Raw genomic sequence first — 15,284 nt, forward strand, 5'->3', positions numbered from 1 at the left:
TCCTGCCCGCGCGGGCGGCCGCGGCGCCAGTCACGAGAGGGTGAGCTCAGACCAGCGCGCGGGCGCGCAGCAGCCGGTAGAGCGCGACGATGCAGCCCGCCCCGGCCAGCAGCGCGGCGGCGGTCTGCAGATGCAGCGCATGGCCGTGCCCGGCGGTGCCGACCTCGGCCGAGAGCAGGAAGCACATGTTGCCGTCGAGCCCCAGCGGCGCGATCCGCGGCGTGGCGCGGATCAGCGCGCCGATGGCGATGAAGGCCCCGGCCAGGAGCAGCATGCCCTCGGGCGCGAGCCCCATCGCGTCGCCGCCGAAGCGCCAGGCGATCCCCGCGAACACCCCGAGCGCGGCGCCGGGCAGCAGGTTCTTCAGCATCGGCGCGGGATCGGACATGCTGCCCATCACCGCCGAGAAGATGCACAGCGACAGCGCGGCGGCCATGGCGATGACGCTGCCGGTGGCGAGGACCAGCGAGATGCCGGCCGCGGCGCAGAGCCCGGCCACCGCCCCGCGGCGCAGCGCGATCCCGGCGGTGTGGTGCTCGAAGCGGAAGGGATGCGGGGTCTCGCGCGGCGGGGTGAAGGCCACCGTGGCCAGCGTCACCGCGGCGACGCCGATCAGCGTGCACCAGGCGCGGTCGAGCGCCAGGTCGAGCGGATCGGCCGTCCCCGCGAGCGCAGGCAGCATCACCACCGCGCAGGTCATCGCCGCCATCATCGCGCCGTAGCTGTAGATCGAGCCGATCCAGTAGGCGAGGGCGACGCCCGCGAAGGCGGTAAGGGCGAGCGCCGCCGCCAGCAGGAGCGGGTTCTGGGTCAGCGACAGCGCGCCATAGCCGATGCCCGCGCCGATCGCCGTGCCGAGGAAGCGCAGCCCGCCGCGGATCAGGATGTCCTCGCGCCAGGGCTGGAAGACGACCCAGACCGGCATGGCGGCCCAGAACGGGTTGGTCAGCCCCAGCGCATGGGCGAGCGAGAGCGCGCCGAAGGCGGCGATGAAGAGCTGGGCGGCACGCGGCACGTCGGGGACGAGCGGCCGCGGCGCGGGGGCGGGACTGGTCACGGGCATACTCCGGTTCGAATTATCCGCCTGCGAGAGCGTGTCGGGACCAGCCTAGGGCATCCGGCCCCGTCTTTCGCGCCGGAATCGCGCGGGCCGGCCGGTGCGAGGCATGCCGGCATCAGGCGGGGAGGCTCTAGCGCGGGAGCGCGGCGAGCGTAAGCGCGATCAACGGAAGGTGATGGGTCTGTTTCCGTTGCGGCGGGCACCTGGTCTCGGCCGGCCGGACCCGCTGGCGGGCGCGCAGCGTCGGCGAGCTGCCGCTTTCGTGCGGCCGGGACACTGCCGGCGCCGGGCAAAGCGCCCGGCTGCGGCGCTGAACCATTGCCTGCAGCAAAGCTTGCGGCTGGCTCTCTTCGGCATCGTGAAGGACGAGGCCGGGTATCTGACCGGCTGGCTTGCCTGGCACCGGGCGCCCGGCGTCACCGGTTTCATCATCGCCGACAGCGACCGCACCTCGGGCCTACTAGCGCAGCTCGGGCGCCGGCGCGTGCTGCGCCGTTTCGCCATGCCGGCCCGCTTCCACGAGATCCCGCAGCTCGGGGCCTATGCCCGGGCCGCGCGGCCGACAGAGCTGACCGGGCTCGGCTGGATCGCCTTTCTCGATGCCGACGAGTTCCTGCTGCCCGCGGGGCCCGGCGAGGACCTGCGGCGGCTCCCGGGCAAGGTGGCGCCCGATATCGGCTCGGTCTCGTTCACCCGGGCGGTCTGCGGCTCCTCGGGGCATCTGGCCGCCGGGCCCGGCCCCGGGCCCTGCCGCAGGCCGCTCTGCGAGGGCGCGGAGGCGCGGACCGGCATCAAGGATCCTGCGGTCCGAAGCCTTCGGCGGCAGCCTGCCGACACCGCATCACGTGCATCTCGGGCCCGGTTTCCGCCATGCCGGCGCCGATCGGCAGCCGCTCGGCCCGACGCAGGGGGATCGGCGAGCGCGCCTTCCGGGCGCCCTTCCGCATCAACCACGACACGGTGCGGTCCCGGGGCGAATCCGTGCAGACGAAGCGGAAGCGGGGCCTTGTCGGCATCCCGGCGCTGACGCGCAGCATCCACGATGCCTGCCGCCTCGACCTGAACGGCGAGGCCGGTCCGGTGCCGGGCTGGATGCGGCCGCGCTTCGAGGCGGAGCGGGCGGCGCTGCTGGACCGCATGGGCAGCCGGCCGCGTCTCGACCGGGCGATGCGCGAGCAGCCGGAGTTCGAGCCGCCCGCGGTGATGCGCCCGGACACGGCGCCCGGCCCGGCAACGTGCCGACCGCGCTCTTCCCGCGCAAGGGCTGCACGGGGCGCAGCTCGCCCGCGGGCTGCGCCGGCCCCGGCCGGCTGGCGAGCCGGGGCGCGCGGGCGCTGCGGCATTGACCCTTTCGGGCCCTTTGCCTACACCGCACGCAATCAGCAACGAGGCCCCGCCATGACCGACCGCCCCACCTGCTTCCAGGACATCCTGATGCGCCTCCAGGCCTATTGGGCCCGGCAGGGCTGCGCCGTGCTGCAGCCCTATGACATGGAGGTCGGCGCGGGCACCTTCCATCCGGCAACCACGCTGCGCGCGCTCGGCTCGAAAGCCTGGGCGGCGGCCTATGTGCAGCCCTCGCGGCGGCCGACGGACGGGCGCTATGGCGAGAACCCGAACCGGCTGCAGCACTACTACCAGTACCAGGTGCTGATTAAGCCCTCGCCCGCGAACCTGCAGGAGCTGTATCTCGGCAGCCTCGAGGCGATCGGCATCGAGATGGACCTGCACGACATCCGCTTCGTCGAGGACGACTGGGAAAGCCCGACGCTGGGCGCCTGGGGGCTCGGCTGGGAGGTCTGGTGCGACGGGATGGAAGTCAGCCAGTTCACCTATTTCCAGCAGGTCGGCGGCCATGACTGCAAGCCGGTCTCGGGCGAGCTGACCTACGGGCTCGAGCGGCTGGCGATGTACGTGCTGAACATCGACCACGTCATGGACATGCCGTTCAACGATCCGCAGTCGCCGCAGCCGCTGACCTATGGCGATGTCTTCCGCCAGACCGAGGGCGAGTACAGCCGCTTCAACTTCGACCAGGCGGATACCGGGAAGCTGCTGCAGCATTTCGAGGATGCCGAGGCCGAGTGCCAGGCGATCCTGGCCGCCCCCTACGACGATCCCAAGACCGGCAAGCGCATCGTCATGGCGCATCCCGCCTATGACCAGTGCATCAAGGCCAGCCATCTCTTCAACCTGCTCGACGCGCGCGGCGTGATCTCGGTGACCGAGCGGCAGGCCTATATCGGCCGGGTCCGCGCGCTGGCCAAGATGTGCGCCGACGCCTTCGTGCAGACCGAGGCGGGCGGCTACGCCGGCTGATCCGGGGCCGGCTGATCCGCAGGCTGGCCGGGGGGCAGGGGCTTCCTTGCCACGTCGAACCAGGCGGCCAGGCGGCGCGGATGCCAGCTGTCGATGATCTCCAGTCCCGCGCGGGCGAGCATCGCCTCGTACTGCGCGCGGGAGAAGATGCTGATCTGCGGAAAGACGCCAACCGCCGCGAAGACCGGCGCCAGGCGGCGGGCGAAGACGGAATTGTCCGCCACGCAGGTGGTCGAGCTGACGAGCACGCCGCCGGGCTTCACCAGCGAGGCCAGATGCCCCACCGCCGGTTCGGCATGGGGCAGCACATGGAAGACGTTCATCGCCAGCACCGCGTCGTAGCTGCCCGAGAGCTCGTCCCACCAGGCGGTGCGGAACTCGACATTGGCGGCTCCGGCCTCCCGGCGCTTCTTCTCGGCGATGGCGATCATCTTCCCGGAGAAATCCGTCGCCAGCACATGCCCCGCCGCGTCCGCCAGCGCCAGCGCGGTCGAGCCGGTGCCGCAGCCGGCCTCCAGCACGCTTGCCTGCGGCCCCAGATGCATCCGCGTGCGGCGCAGCTTCTCGCGGTAGGCGTCCTGGTCGCGCACCGGCATCCTGGCATAGCGCGGGGCGAGCCGGTTCCAGAATTTCTGCGGCTCCCTCACGAGACCGCCCCGGCCAGCCCCGGCAGCAGCGTGCGCAGCCCGGTGGCGATCATGTCGACCGCGATCGCCGCCAGGATCATGCCCATCAGCCGGGACATGATCGCCCGCGCGGTCTGGCCGAGCAGCGCGCCCAGCGGCCCGGCGAAGAGCAGCACCCCGGTCAGCAGCGCCAGCACCCCCGCCAGCACCCCGGCATAGAGGACCGCATCCGTGGTCCCGCGGATCTGCCCCGAGAAGACGATCAGCGTGGTGATCGTGCCGGGGCCGACGATGATCGGGAAGGTCAGCGGATAGAAGGCCAGCGCGCCCGCCCGGTCGTAATTGTCCTGCTCGTCCTCGCTGCCGTGATGGGTGCTGCTCTCCTCGCCATGCAGCATGTTGAGCGCGATCAGCAGGAGCACCAGCCCGCCCGCGACGCGGAAATCGTCGACCGAGATGCCGAAGAGCTTCAGGATCGGCGCGCCGGCCAGCGCCGTGGCGGCGCACATCACCGCCGAGTAGAGCCCCAGCCGGAGCGCGATGGAGCGGCGCAGCTTGCGCGAGAACCCGTCTGTCAGGCCGAGGAAGACCGGCAGGTTCACGAAGGGGTTCATGATGGCGAAGAGCGCGCCGAAGAACTTGATTGCCGAAATGTGGTCCAAGGATCCGTCTCTCGCCGCTGCAAAGCCTCTGGGTCCATTCCTGCGGAGCCGGAGGGTCCGGGTCAATCGCCCTCTGCGCCGCGCGCGGAAAGGCCCGGCAAGTGCGGCCCCGGCGCATTGCGTCGACGGGCCCCCGGCGTGTCACGGCGGCGTCAGAAGAAGCTCTGCGGGTCGATATCGACGGCCAGGCGCAGGTTGTTCGGCGGGCGCAGCTGCCCGAGCCAGTTGCGCAGCCCCTGCTGCAGCGGCGCGGTCTTCCCGGCCTTGACCAGCAGCCGCACCCGGTGGCGGCCGCGGATCCGCGCGATCGGCGCCGGGGCCGGTCCGTAGACATCGGCGCCGATCGCCTTCAGGGGGCCGGCGGCGCGCGCCAGCGCCTGGCCGAATTCGAAGACCTGCGCCACGTCGGGCGAGCTGAGGATGATCCCCGCCATCCGGCCATAGGGCGGCATGGAGAGCATCCGCCGCGCCTCCGCCTCGGCCCGCCAGAAGGCCTCCTCGTCGCCCGAGAGGATCGAGGCGATCACCGGATGCTCGGGCTCGGCGCTCTGCAGGAGCGCCAGTCCCGGCTTCTCGGCGCGGCCCGCGCGCCCGGCCACCTGGCGCATCTGCTGGAAGGTCCGCTCGGCCGCGCGCAGATCCGATCCGCGCAGCCCCAGATCGGCATCGACCACGCCCACCAGCGTCAGGTTGGGGAAGTTGTGCCCCTTGGCGACGAGCTGCGTGCCGATGATGATCTCGGCATCGCCGCGGGCGATCTCCTCGATCCGCGCCTTCAGCTCGCGCGCGGTGCCGAAGAGGTCGGAGGACAGCACCGCCAGACGCGCCTCGGGGAAGAGCGCCTGCGCCTCCTCGGCCAGCCGCTCCACCCCCGGCCCGATCGGCGCGAGCCGGTCCTCGGCGCCGCATTTCGGGCAGGCCTCGGGGACCGGCTCGGAATGGCCGCATTGGTGGCAGACCAGCCGCTTCTGGAAGCGGTGCTCGACCAGCCGCGCGTCGCAATGCGGGCAGCCGACCTGCTCGCCGCAGGCACGGCAGACGGTGACCGGCGCATAGCCGCGGCGGTTGAGGAAGAAGAGCACCTGCTCGTTCTTCTCCAGCCGCTCGCGCGCGGCGCGCTCGAGGCTGGGCGAGATCCAGCGGTTGCGCGGCAGATCCTCGCGGCGCAGGTCGATGGCGCGCATCTCGGGCAGGACCGAGGCGCCGAAGCGCGAGGCCAGGTCGAGGCGGCGGTACTTGCCCTGCTCGGCATTGACCCAGGTCTCCAGCGAGGGCGTCGCCGAGGCCAGCACCACCTGCGCCGAACACAGCGACGCTCGCAGCACAGCCATGTCGCGGGCATTGTAGAGCACCCCGTCCTCCTGCTTGTAGGAGGTGTCGTGCTCCTCGTCGACGACGATCAGTCCGAGGTCGCGGAAGGGCAGGAACAGCGCCGAGCGTGCGCCGATCACCATCTGCGCGCCGCCCTGGGCGACCATCCGCCAGCAGCGGCGGCGCTCGGTCATGGTCACGCCGTGATGCCATTCGGCGGGCTTCGCGCCAAAGCGCTTCTCCACCCGGGTCAGGAATTCCGCGGTCAGCGCGATCTCGGGCAGCAGCACCAGCGCCTGGCGTCCGGCGGCCAGGCAGGCGGCGACGGCTTCGAGATAGACCTCGGTCTTGCCCGAGCCGGTGACGCCCTTGAGCATCGTCGTGCCGTAGCGCCCCTCGCGGATCGCCCCGGCCAGCGCCTCGGCCGCGGCGTGCTGGTCGCCGGTCAGCTCCTTGCCGGGCAGATGCGGGTCGAGACCGGGATAGGGCGTGTCGCGCGGCGCCTCGATCTCGGCCACGGCACCCTGGCCGACCAGCCCCTTGACCACCGAGGAGGTCACCCCGGCCTCGTCGGCAAGCTCCTTCAGCGTCACCGGCTGGCCGCCGAAGGCCTCGAGCGCGTCGAGCACCCGGGCGCGCGCCTCGGTCATCCGCGACGGCTCCTCGCGGCCGCGGACATAGAGCGTCTTCATCGAAGGCGGGTCCGACAGCCCCGGCGCGCGGGCGGCGAGCCGCAGCATGGCGGGCCAGGGGGTCAGCGTGTAGTCGGCGGCGCGGATCAGGAACTCCTGCATCTCCTCGCGCATCGGCGGCACGTCGAGCACGCGGTAGGCGGCGCGCAGCTTGGCCTCGTCGAAATCGCCGCCGCCCTCGCCCCAGACCACGCCCAGGATCTTGCGCGGGCCCAGCGGAACCTCGAGGAAATCGCCCATCCGGCAGCCGCCCTCCGGCGCGCGGTAGTCGAGCAGCCGGTCGAGCGGCTGGGTGGTAAGGACGGAAATGCGCGCGCCTGCGGGGAACAAGGGGGATCCTGCCGGTCGGGGATGTCAGGCCCGAGCCGTAGCGGAGGATGCGGGGCGAGGGCAAGAGCGCAGGACCGCCGGCATCGTCGCTGCGCGACGGTCCCGGCGCGGGCATGCCGGGCTTCTGCCGCCGCTTCTGCCCGCTGGCGTCCGAAAAAAGCGTCCTGAAGGACGCGCGCATGCGGCGCCGGACGGCCGCGCCGATCGTTGCAGTTCGGGGCGTCCGGGCGATGAGACCGGGCAGGCAGGCGAGGACTGCTCCCGCAGGGACCTTGAAGAGGCGAGCGACTTCTCCTGATTTCCGGTGCCTTCACGCGGACGGCACGCCATTGTCCCGGCAAATCCGGACCATGCGGCCAGTCGCCGTTCCGCTCCGCTCGGGCCGCTCGGACGGTTGATCTTGCCGGATTCGCCGGTCTCGGCGGTCTTGCAGCCTCCGCGATCCATGGTCGCGGCGGCTTCATCGGCCGCACGTGCCACGAGACCCGTGGCGGGCCTGGCCGCTGTCGCTGCCCCGTCCGCGGCCGCGCCGGGACTGAATTGGCGCGGTTGATCGTGCGGCGCGCGACCGGCCGCCAGTTTTCGGGTCTGCCTGGGCCGGGACTCCGGGCAAGGGCCGATGTTATGGCTGACCGCGGCATGGGGTCCATTTGCCCGGCCGCGGCCTTTCCTGCCGCGCAGGCATGCCGGGATGGCCGTTTCCGGCGGGCGGCCCAATGAAAGGATAGCGGCGCGGCGTGCAATTCAGGGTTGCGCGCGCTACCCTTGCCGATGACCGGTGCGGCAGGAGGGCCGATGCGGGGGGAACGGAGAAGGAAGCAGATCGCCGGGGCCGCGTTGGCCGCAGCCACGATCCTGCCGGGCGCGGCGGCAGCGGCGGATGGTTTCGAGACCTGTGCCGATCCTGCCTTCCTCGCGGAAGAGGGCCAGTCGCATGGCGCGGTCTGTGCGGCCGCCATGGCAGCGGGCGACTCCCTGGAGACCTGCGGCATGGACCTTTCCGCGCCGGTGGAGATCGAAACCGCCGACAGCTTGGCGGCGGGGCGGGACCGCTGCCTGGCGAGCTATGACTGCACTCTCGGCCGCATCCGCATCCTGGCGCCGGACCTGCTTGCCGGCCATCTGCCGCCCGGCGATGCCTATGCAGCCCTGCCGGTGCAGGCGGCCTTCCGCTCGCTGCTGGCGCATGAACTGGTCCACGCGCTGATCGCCCAGCGGCCCGGCGGCGCCGCCCTGCACCAGGTGGACGAGGAATACATCGCCGACGCGCTGGAGCTGGCTGCCCTCGGCCCGGACGAGCGCGCGGCATTCCTCGCCGCGGCGGGTCCGGGCGGCGAGATCACCCTGTCCTGGTCCCGTTTCGCGCCGCGCCGCTTCGCCGCCGCCGCCTGGCGGCATTTCGCAGCCCATGGCTGCGGCGCGGTGCGTGACATCCTGGCAGGGCGCTTCTCTTTCCAGCGCCGCCGCTGAAGCCGGGCCGCGCCTTGACCTGCGGCCCTTTGGTCTTTGTCCGTCGCCGCCCGGAGCGGTATCAGGGGGTGAGGGCAGGAGGGCCGGATGCAGGGAAAGTGGATCGCGGGAATGATCGTGGCCGTGGCCGCCGTGGCAGGGGCGGCGATGTACTACCTGCAGGTCTACTACTATTACGACCGCGTGCCAGCGGAGAGCCTCGAGATGCGGCTGACCCGGCTCGACGGCACGCCCGAGGCCATTCCGGCGACCGGCATCGAGGCGATCGACGCGACCTCTTCTCCGATCCGCTTCCGGGCCTGCTTCGAGACGCCGGTCTCGCTCGCCACGCTCAGCGAGACCTACCGCATCGACGAGGCCGCCGAGCCGCTGGTCGCGCCGGGCTGGTTCGGCTGCTTCGACGCCGCCGCCATCGGCGCCGCGCTGGAAGAAGGCCGCGCCATCGCCTTCCTTGGCGAGGAGAACATCCGCTACGGGATCGACCGCGTCGTCGCGGTCACCGAGGACGGCCACGGCTATGCCTGGCAGCAGATCAACCGCTGCGGCGAGAAGGTCTTCGACGGGGAACCCGCCCCGGAAGGCTGCCCGCCGCCCCCCGAGGACTAGGACATGACGCCCGATCCCATCACGATCGGCGGCTTTGCCGCCTTCACCATCGCCATCGTCGTCTATTTCAGCGGCGTGAAGCTGACCGCCGCGATCCCGTTCCTGCGCGCCTATTCGATCCCCGAGCCGGTCTCGGGCGGGCTGCTGGCGGCTTTCCTGGCCTGGGGCGTGGTGGCGCTCACCGGCCGCGAGGTGTCCTGGGATCTCGGCGCGCGCGATTTCCTGCTGGTCTATTTCTTCACCACGGTGGGGCTCTCGGCACGTCTGTCCGACCTGATCAAGGGCGGGCCGGTGCTGGCGCTGATGCTGGTGCTGACGGTGGGCTACATGGTGGTGCAGGCGGGGATCGGCATCGCCTCGGCGCTGGCCTTCGGCCTGCCGAGCCAGGCAGGGGTGATGCTGGGCACTGCGGCGCTGATCGGCGGGCACGGCACGGCCATCGCCTGGGGACCGGTGGTGCAGGACACCTACGGCGTGCCGGGCTCGGCCGAGCTCGGCATCGCCATGGCGACGCTGGGCCTGATCTCGGCGAGCCTGCTCGGCGGGCCGATCGCGCGCTTCCTGATCAGCCGCCACAAGCTGGCGGTCCCCGACGAGGATCCCGAATCCTTCGCCGCCGCGGCGGTCTCGGAGGAGGGCCACATCCCGGGCCGCGTCACCAATGGCGATTTCATGCGCTCGATCCTGTGGATCAACATCTGCGTGGCGATCGGCGCGGCGGTCCACGAGGCGCTGTCCGAGCTCGGCGTGCGCCTGCCGCTTTTCGTGCCCTGCCTGCTGACCGGCATCGTCGTGTCGAACGCGGTGCCGCGCATTCTGCCGAAGGTCGAGTGGCCCGCGGGCACCCCGGCGATGGGGCTGATCCAGGAATTCAGCCTCTCGGTCTTCCTGTCGATGTCGCTGATGTCGATGGAGCTGTGGACGCTGGCCGCCCATGCCGGCCCGCTGGCGCTGGCGATCGTGCTGCAATCCGTGGCCGCGACCGCCTTCATCCTGCTGGTCGTGTTCCGCGCGATGGGGCGGGACTATTTCGCGGCGGTCGTCGCCTCGGGCTTCACCGGGGTGACGCTGGGCGCGACGCCGACGGCGATTGCCAACATGACGGCGGTGACCCAGCGCTACGGGCCGTCGCCCTTGGCCTTCATCGTGCTGCCGCTGGTCTCGGCCTTCTTCGTCGACATCGCCAATGCGCTGATCATCAAGGTCGCGCTCGGCTTCTGAGCCGCCGCGCGCACCTGGCGGCTTGCCATTCCCCTCGCGCGGCTGGTATCGCGCGCAGGACCGTAGCCACTTGCCGAGACCTGTCCGATGCCCGACCTGCTGATCGAACTCTTTTCCGAAGAAATTCCGGCCCGGATGCAGACCAAGGCGGGCGAGGATCTGAAGAAGCTGGTGACGAACGGCCTGGTCGAGGCCGGGCTGACCTATGCGGGGGCGGGCGCCTTCGCCACGCCGCGCCGCCTGGCGCTGACCGTGCAGGGGCTGCTGGCGGAAAGCCCGGCGCTGACCGAGGAGCGCAAGGGGCCCAAGGTCGGCGCGCCGGAGAAGGCGATCGAGGGCTTCCTGCGCTCGACCGGGCTGACGCTTGACCAGCTCGAGATCCGCGACGACAAGAAGGGCCAGGTCTATTTCGCCTCCTTCGAGAAGCCCGGCCGCAAGGCCGCGGAGATCGTCGCCGAAGTGCTGGCCGATGCCATCCACAAGTTCCCCTGGCCGAAATCCATGCGCTGGGGCGCGGGCGAGCTGCGCTGGGTGCGGCCGCTGCACTCGATCCTGTGCATCCTCCATGACGAGGCCGGCAGCGAGATCGTGCCGCTGGAGGTCGGGGGCATCGCGTCGGGCGACACCACCGAGGGCCACCGCTTCATGGCGCCCGGGCGCTTCAAGGTCACGAGCTTCGAGGACTATGCCGCGGGACTGAGCCGCCGCAATGTCGTGCTCGACGCCGATGACCGCGCTTCGCATATCTGGGCCGATGCCACCAACCAGGCCTTTGCCTGCGGGCTGGAGGCGGTCGAGGATCCGGGTCTCCTGATCGAGGTTTCGGGGCTGGTCGAATGGCCGGTGGTGCTGATGGGCGAGATCGGCGAGGCGTTTCTCGGCCTGCCGCCCGAAGTGCTGAAGACCTCGATGAAGGAGCACCAGAAGTTCTTCTCGGTGAAGGATCCGAAGAGCGGCAAGATCGTGCGCTTTGTCACCGTCGCGAACCGCGAGACCCGCGACCAGGGCGCCGAGATCCTGCGCGGCAACCAGAAGGTCCTGTCGGCGCGGCTGTCGGACGCGAAATTCTTCTGGGAGAACGACCTGCGGGTGGCGAAGGCGGGGATGGGCGACTGGCTCGAGTCGCTCAGCCACGTGACCTTCCACAACAAGCTGGGCTCCCAGGCGGAGCGGATCGGCCGGATCGCGGCGCTGGCGCGCGAGATCGCGCCGCTGGTCGGGGCCGATCCCGGCCGCGCCGAGACCGCGGCACGGCTCGCCAAGGCCGATCTGAGCTCGGAGATGGTCTACGAATTCCCCGAGCTGCAGGGGGTGATGGGCCGCTACTATGCCGAGGCCGCGGGTCAGCCCGCCGAGGTCGCGGCGGTGGCCGAGGCGCATTACCAGCCGCTGGGACCCTCGGACGACGTGCCCTCCGCGCCGCTCTCGGTGGCGGTGGCGCTGGCCGACAAGATCGACACGCTGACCGGCTTCTGGGCAATCGACGAGAAGCCCACCGGCTCGAAGGACCCGTTCGCGCTGCGCCGCGCCGCGCTCGGCGTGATCCGGCTGGTGCTGGAGAACGGGGTGCGCTGCAATCTCTCGGAGGTCTTCGCCAAGGGCTATCCGGGGGCGGATGCGGCCGACCTGATGGGCTTCTTCCATGACCGGCTGAAGGTCTACCTGCGCGACAAGGGCATCCCGCATGACGTGATCGATGCCTGCCTGGCGATGCCGGGGAATGACGACCTGGCGCTCCTGGTGAAGCGGGCGGAGGCGCTGGAGGCGTTCCTGAAGACGGCCGATGGCGGCAACCTGGTGCAGGGCTTCAAGCGGGCGAACAACATCCTGGCCCAGGCGGAAGAAGCGGACGGGGTGGAATACTCCTTCGGTCCCGATGCGAAGCTTGCGGAAACCGGCGAGGAGCGCGCGCTCTTCGCGGCGCTCGAGAGCCAGGGGGGAGCGATCTCCTCGGCCATCGAGGCCGAGGATTTCGCGGCTGCCATGCGGGGCATGGCCGCCCTGCGCGCCCCGGTCGACGCGTTCTTCGAGGCCGTCCAGGTCAACAGCGACAACCAGGTGATCCGCCGCAACCGGCTGAACCTCCTGCATGTCATCCGCACGACCTGCAGCCGCGCCGCCGACCTCTCGAAGCTCGCCGGCGAACGGGCGGTGCCGGAGCTCTGAGCTCCCGGCCGGCCGCCCCGGCAGCTGCGGCGGGGGAGCGTGCTGGCCGGACCGCGACCGGCCGCGGCCTCCGGGCGTGCCGGGCTGCCGGGTCCGGCCCTGCTCTGTGCCGCGCGGCAGCGCTTGGCCTTGGCGCGGCTGCGGTGTAGCCTCGCCCGCGAGGACGCGAAGGAGGACGTGGGCGCTTGCTGAAAAACCTGACTTTCAAGGCCTTCACCGAGATCACCAAGACCGCCACGATCACGGTGGACCAGCATGGCGGCCGCGCCAAGTGCCTGCAGCGGCTCGTGCGCCTCGACATGCCCGTGCCGACCACCGTCGCGCTCAGCTTCGACACCGTGCGCCAGATCGCCCAGGGCAAGATGACCGATGTCGACGCGATCCTCGACTTCTTCGGCGAGACGCCGCTGGTCTCGGTGCGCCCCTCCGCCGAGGGCGCCGACTGGGGCGGGCCGGGCGCGATCCTCAACATCGGCATGAACGAGCGCCGCCATGCCGTCATGGTCCAGCGCCGCGGCGAGGATGCCGCCAATGCCATCTACCTGCGCTTCATCCACACCTATGCCGTCCAGGTTGCCCATCTCGATGCCGATCTCTTCCCGGCGGTGCGCAACCCGCTGCGCTCCGACGTGGCCGAGGCGCTGCGCATCTACGAGCTGGAAACCGACGAGCCCTTCCCGGAGGATCCGGCCGAGCAGCTCGCCGGCGTGCTGCGGTCGATGGCGCGCGCCTGGGAAGGCACCTCGGCGCGGCTTCTGAGAAAGGCGCGGGGCGCGCCGGAGAATGCCGGTCTGGGCCTCGTCGTGCAGCGCATGGCGCTCGGCGTCGGCGCGGACGAGAGCGGCTCGGGCGTGATGCAGTTCATCAACTCGACCACCGGCCGCGCCCAGATCACCGGCCGCTACATGAGCCAGAGCCAGGGCCGCGACGCGCTGGCGGACAAGCATGCCGCGATCTTCCTGACTCGCGATCCGCGCGGCCATTCGCTGGAAGAACTCGCCCCGGGCATCTTCGACCAGCTGGTCGGGCTCGGCGAGCTCGCCCGCGCCAAGCTGCGCGAGGAGATGCAGATCGAATTCGTCATCCAGGAGGGGGAACTCTGCGTGATCGACGCGGTCCGCGTGGCGCGCACGGCGCGGGCCAATGTCGAGATCGCCGTCGGCCTGGCGGTCGACCGGATCATCACCCGCGAGGAGGCGCTGCTGCGCGTGCCGCCGCGCTCGCTCAACGAGCTGATGCACTGGCAGGTCAACCCCGAGGCGGTGCGGGACGTTCTGCTCAGCGCGATCGGCGCCAGCCCCGGCGCGGCGGTCGGCAAGCTCGTCTTCAGCTCGACCCGCGCCCAGGCGCTGGCCGCCCAGGGCGAGGCCTGCATCCTCGTCAAGCGCGAGACCAGCCCCGACGACGTGCGCGGCATGCATGCCGCGCATGGCGTGCTGACCGCCAAGGGCGGGATGTCGAGCCATGCGGCGGTGATCGCCCGCGGCCTCGGCGTGCCCTGCGTGGTCGGCGCGGGGCATATCATCATCGACCGCCGCGCGCGGGCCATGCGCCTGCCCGACGGACGGCTCTTCGAGGAAGGCACGGTGGTGACGCTCGACGGCTCGGCCGGCGAGGTGCTGGCGGGCGAGGCCGAGATGCTGGAGCCGGCGCTCGGCGAGGCCTTCCAGACGCTGCTGGGCTGGGCGGACGAGATCCGCGACATCGGCGTGCGGGTGAATGCCGACACGCCGCAGGATGCCCGCATCGCCCGCACCTTCAAGGCCGAGGGGATCGGCCTCTGCCGCACCGAGCACATGTTCTTCGACGACGACCGGCTGACGGTCATGCGCGAGATGATCTTCGCCGATGCGCCCGAGGACCGCGCCGACGCGCTGCGCCAGCTGCTGCCGATGCAGCGCGAGGATTTCACCCGGCTCTTCGAGATCATGGAGGGGCTGCCGGTCTGCATCAGGCTCTTCGACCCGCCGCTGCACGAATTCCTGCCCGCCGACCGCCAGGGCGTGGTCGACCTGGCCAATGCGCTCGGCCGCCCGGTCTCGGACGTCCAGGCACGGATCGACTCGATGACCGAGTTCAACCCGATGCTGGGGCTGCGCGGCGTGCGGCTCGGCATCACCGTGCCGGAAATCTACGAGATGCAGGCCCAGGCGATCTTCGAGGCGGTGATCGCGCTGGCCGAGGCCGGGACCGAGGTCGTGCCCGAGATCATGCTGCCGCTGGTCTCGGCGCAGCGCGAGGTCGAGATCCTGCAGAGCCGGATCGAGCAGGTCGCCGCCAAGGTCCGCGCCGAGCGCGGCGCCATCTTCAACTACAAGCTCGGCGTCATGGTCGAGACCCCGCGCGCCGCGCTGAAGGCCCATGCCATCGCCGAGCTCTGCTCCTTCATGAGCTTCGGCACCAACGACCTGACGCAGATGACCTACGGGCTGTCGCGCGACGATGCCGGGCGGTTCATGCAGACCTATGTGCAACAGGGGGTCTTCAAGGAGGACCCGTTCCACTACCTCGACAAGGAGGGCGTCGGCGAGCTCCTGCAGATCGGCGCGCAGCGCGGGCGGAAGGCGAATCCGCGAATCGTTCTATCTATTTGCGGCGAACATGGCGGCACGGCTGATTCGATCGCCTTCGCCAGGGATGCAGGTTTTAACTATGTTTCCTGTTCGCCTTTTCGTGTTCCCGTTGCCCGGCTGGCAGGCGCACACGCGGTTTTGACGCGACGATAAGCCCGGAATCCCAGAGAAATATTGACCGTCGGCAGAATCTCGCCGACATTGTCAATGTGGCCTTTGGGACACATGTCAATAGATGCATACCTTTT

General features: G+C 70.8%; 11 protein-coding genes. 7 read left to right on the forward strand and 4 right to left on the reverse strand.

Going from position 1 to position 15,284, the window contains the following annotated elements; all coding sequences use genetic code 11:
- Positions 1-46: 46 nt before the first annotated feature.
- On the reverse strand, positions 47-1,057 hold the full coding sequence (locus FGX59_RS16065) for an FUSC family protein (protein WP_171060668.1): 1,011 nt from the start codon (positions 1,055-1,057) through the stop codon (positions 47-49).
- Between the two features lie 178 nt (positions 1,058-1,235).
- Here FGX59_RS16065 and FGX59_RS16070 point away from each other — a divergent pair, with 178 nt between their 5' ends.
- Positions 1,236-2,087 (forward strand): glycosyltransferase family 2 protein, encoded by an 852-nt coding sequence (locus FGX59_RS16070; protein WP_171060669.1) that lies wholly within the window; start codon positions 1,236-1,238, stop codon positions 2,085-2,087.
- Between the two features lie 371 nt (positions 2,088-2,458).
- The gene (locus FGX59_RS16075; protein ID WP_138468092.1) at positions 2,459-3,379 is read left to right on the forward strand and encodes a glycine--tRNA ligase subunit alpha; all 921 of its coding nucleotides are present in this window, start codon (positions 2,459-2,461) and stop codon (positions 3,377-3,379) included.
- Here FGX59_RS16075 and FGX59_RS16080 read toward each other — a convergent pair.
- From FGX59_RS16080 to FGX59_RS16090, 3 genes are all read right to left on the reverse strand, one after another.
- Entirely contained in the window at positions 3,367-4,026 is a 660-nt protein-coding gene (locus tag FGX59_RS16080; RefSeq protein WP_138468094.1) for a bifunctional 2-polyprenyl-6-hydroxyphenol methylase/3-demethylubiquinol 3-O-methyltransferase UbiG, read from the reverse strand. The two genes, FGX59_RS16075 and FGX59_RS16080, sit on opposite strands and share 13 nt — an antisense overlap.
- The gene (locus FGX59_RS16085; RefSeq protein ID WP_138468096.1) at positions 4,023-4,667 is read right to left on the reverse strand and encodes a MarC family protein; all 645 of its coding nucleotides are present in this window, start codon (positions 4,665-4,667) and stop codon (positions 4,023-4,025) included. Before FGX59_RS16085 ends, FGX59_RS16080 begins: the two co-directional genes overlap by 4 nt.
- Positions 4,668-4,819: 152 nt before the next feature.
- Positions 4,820-7,000 carry a primosomal protein N' gene (locus FGX59_RS16090; RefSeq protein ID WP_138468098.1) on the reverse strand — a complete coding sequence of 727 codons (2,181 nt, stop codon included), beginning with the start codon at positions 6,998-7,000 and terminating at the stop codon, positions 4,820-4,822.
- Between the two features lie 795 nt (positions 7,001-7,795).
- Here FGX59_RS16090 and FGX59_RS16095 point away from each other — a divergent pair.
- The 5 genes from FGX59_RS16095 to FGX59_RS16115 all read left to right on the forward strand — a co-directional run bounded on the left by FGX59_RS16095 (position 7,796) and on the right by FGX59_RS16115 (position 15,189).
- The gene (locus FGX59_RS16095; RefSeq protein ID WP_138468100.1) at positions 7,796-8,470 is read left to right on the forward strand and encodes a DUF6639 family protein; all 675 of its coding nucleotides are present in this window, start codon (positions 7,796-7,798) and stop codon (positions 8,468-8,470) included.
- Positions 8,471-8,557: 87 nt separating this feature from the next.
- Positions 8,558-9,076 carry a DUF6446 family protein gene (locus FGX59_RS16100; RefSeq protein WP_138468102.1) on the forward strand — a complete coding sequence of 173 codons (519 nt, stop codon included), beginning with the start codon at positions 8,558-8,560 and terminating at the stop codon, positions 9,074-9,076.
- Positions 9,077-9,079: 3 nt separating this feature from the next.
- The gene (gene gltS, locus FGX59_RS16105; RefSeq protein WP_138468105.1) at positions 9,080-10,297 is read left to right on the forward strand and encodes a sodium/glutamate symporter; all 1,218 of its coding nucleotides are present in this window, start codon (positions 9,080-9,082) and stop codon (positions 10,295-10,297) included.
- 87 nt (positions 10,298-10,384) lie between these two features.
- Positions 10,385-12,463, forward strand: coding sequence for a glycine--tRNA ligase subunit beta (gene glyS, locus FGX59_RS16110; protein WP_138468107.1), 2,079 nt, complete (start codon positions 10,385-10,387; stop codon positions 12,461-12,463).
- Between the two features lie 185 nt (positions 12,464-12,648).
- Positions 12,649-15,189, forward strand: coding sequence for a putative PEP-binding protein (locus FGX59_RS16115; RefSeq protein ID WP_138468109.1), 2,541 nt, complete (start codon positions 12,649-12,651; stop codon positions 15,187-15,189).
- Positions 15,190-15,284: the final 95 nt, after the last annotated feature.

The organism is Poseidonocella sp. HB161398 (assembly GCF_005870025.1).
Classification (GTDB): Bacteria; Pseudomonadota; Alphaproteobacteria; order Rhodobacterales; family Rhodobacteraceae; genus Mangrovicoccus.

Excerpts from the sequence above, each read along its gene's own strand:
- FGX59_RS16070 (WP_171060669.1), top strand. The coding sequence starts at position 1,236 with ATGGGTCTGTTTCCGTTGCGGCGGGCACCTGGTCTCGGCCGGCCGGAC.
- FGX59_RS16075 (WP_138468092.1), top strand. The coding sequence starts at position 2,459 with ATGACCGACCGCCCCACCTGCTTCCAGGACATCCTGATGCGCCTCCAG.
- FGX59_RS16095 (WP_138468100.1), top strand. The coding sequence starts at position 7,796 with ATGCGGGGGGAACGGAGAAGGAAGCAGATCGCCGGGGCCGCGTTGGCC.
- FGX59_RS16100 (WP_138468102.1), top strand. The coding sequence starts at position 8,558 with ATGCAGGGAAAGTGGATCGCGGGAATGATCGTGGCCGTGGCCGCCGTG.
- gltS (WP_138468105.1), top strand. The coding sequence starts at position 9,080 with ATGACGCCCGATCCCATCACGATCGGCGGCTTTGCCGCCTTCACCATC.
- glyS (WP_138468107.1), top strand. The coding sequence starts at position 10,385 with ATGCCCGACCTGCTGATCGAACTCTTTTCCGAAGAAATTCCGGCCCGG.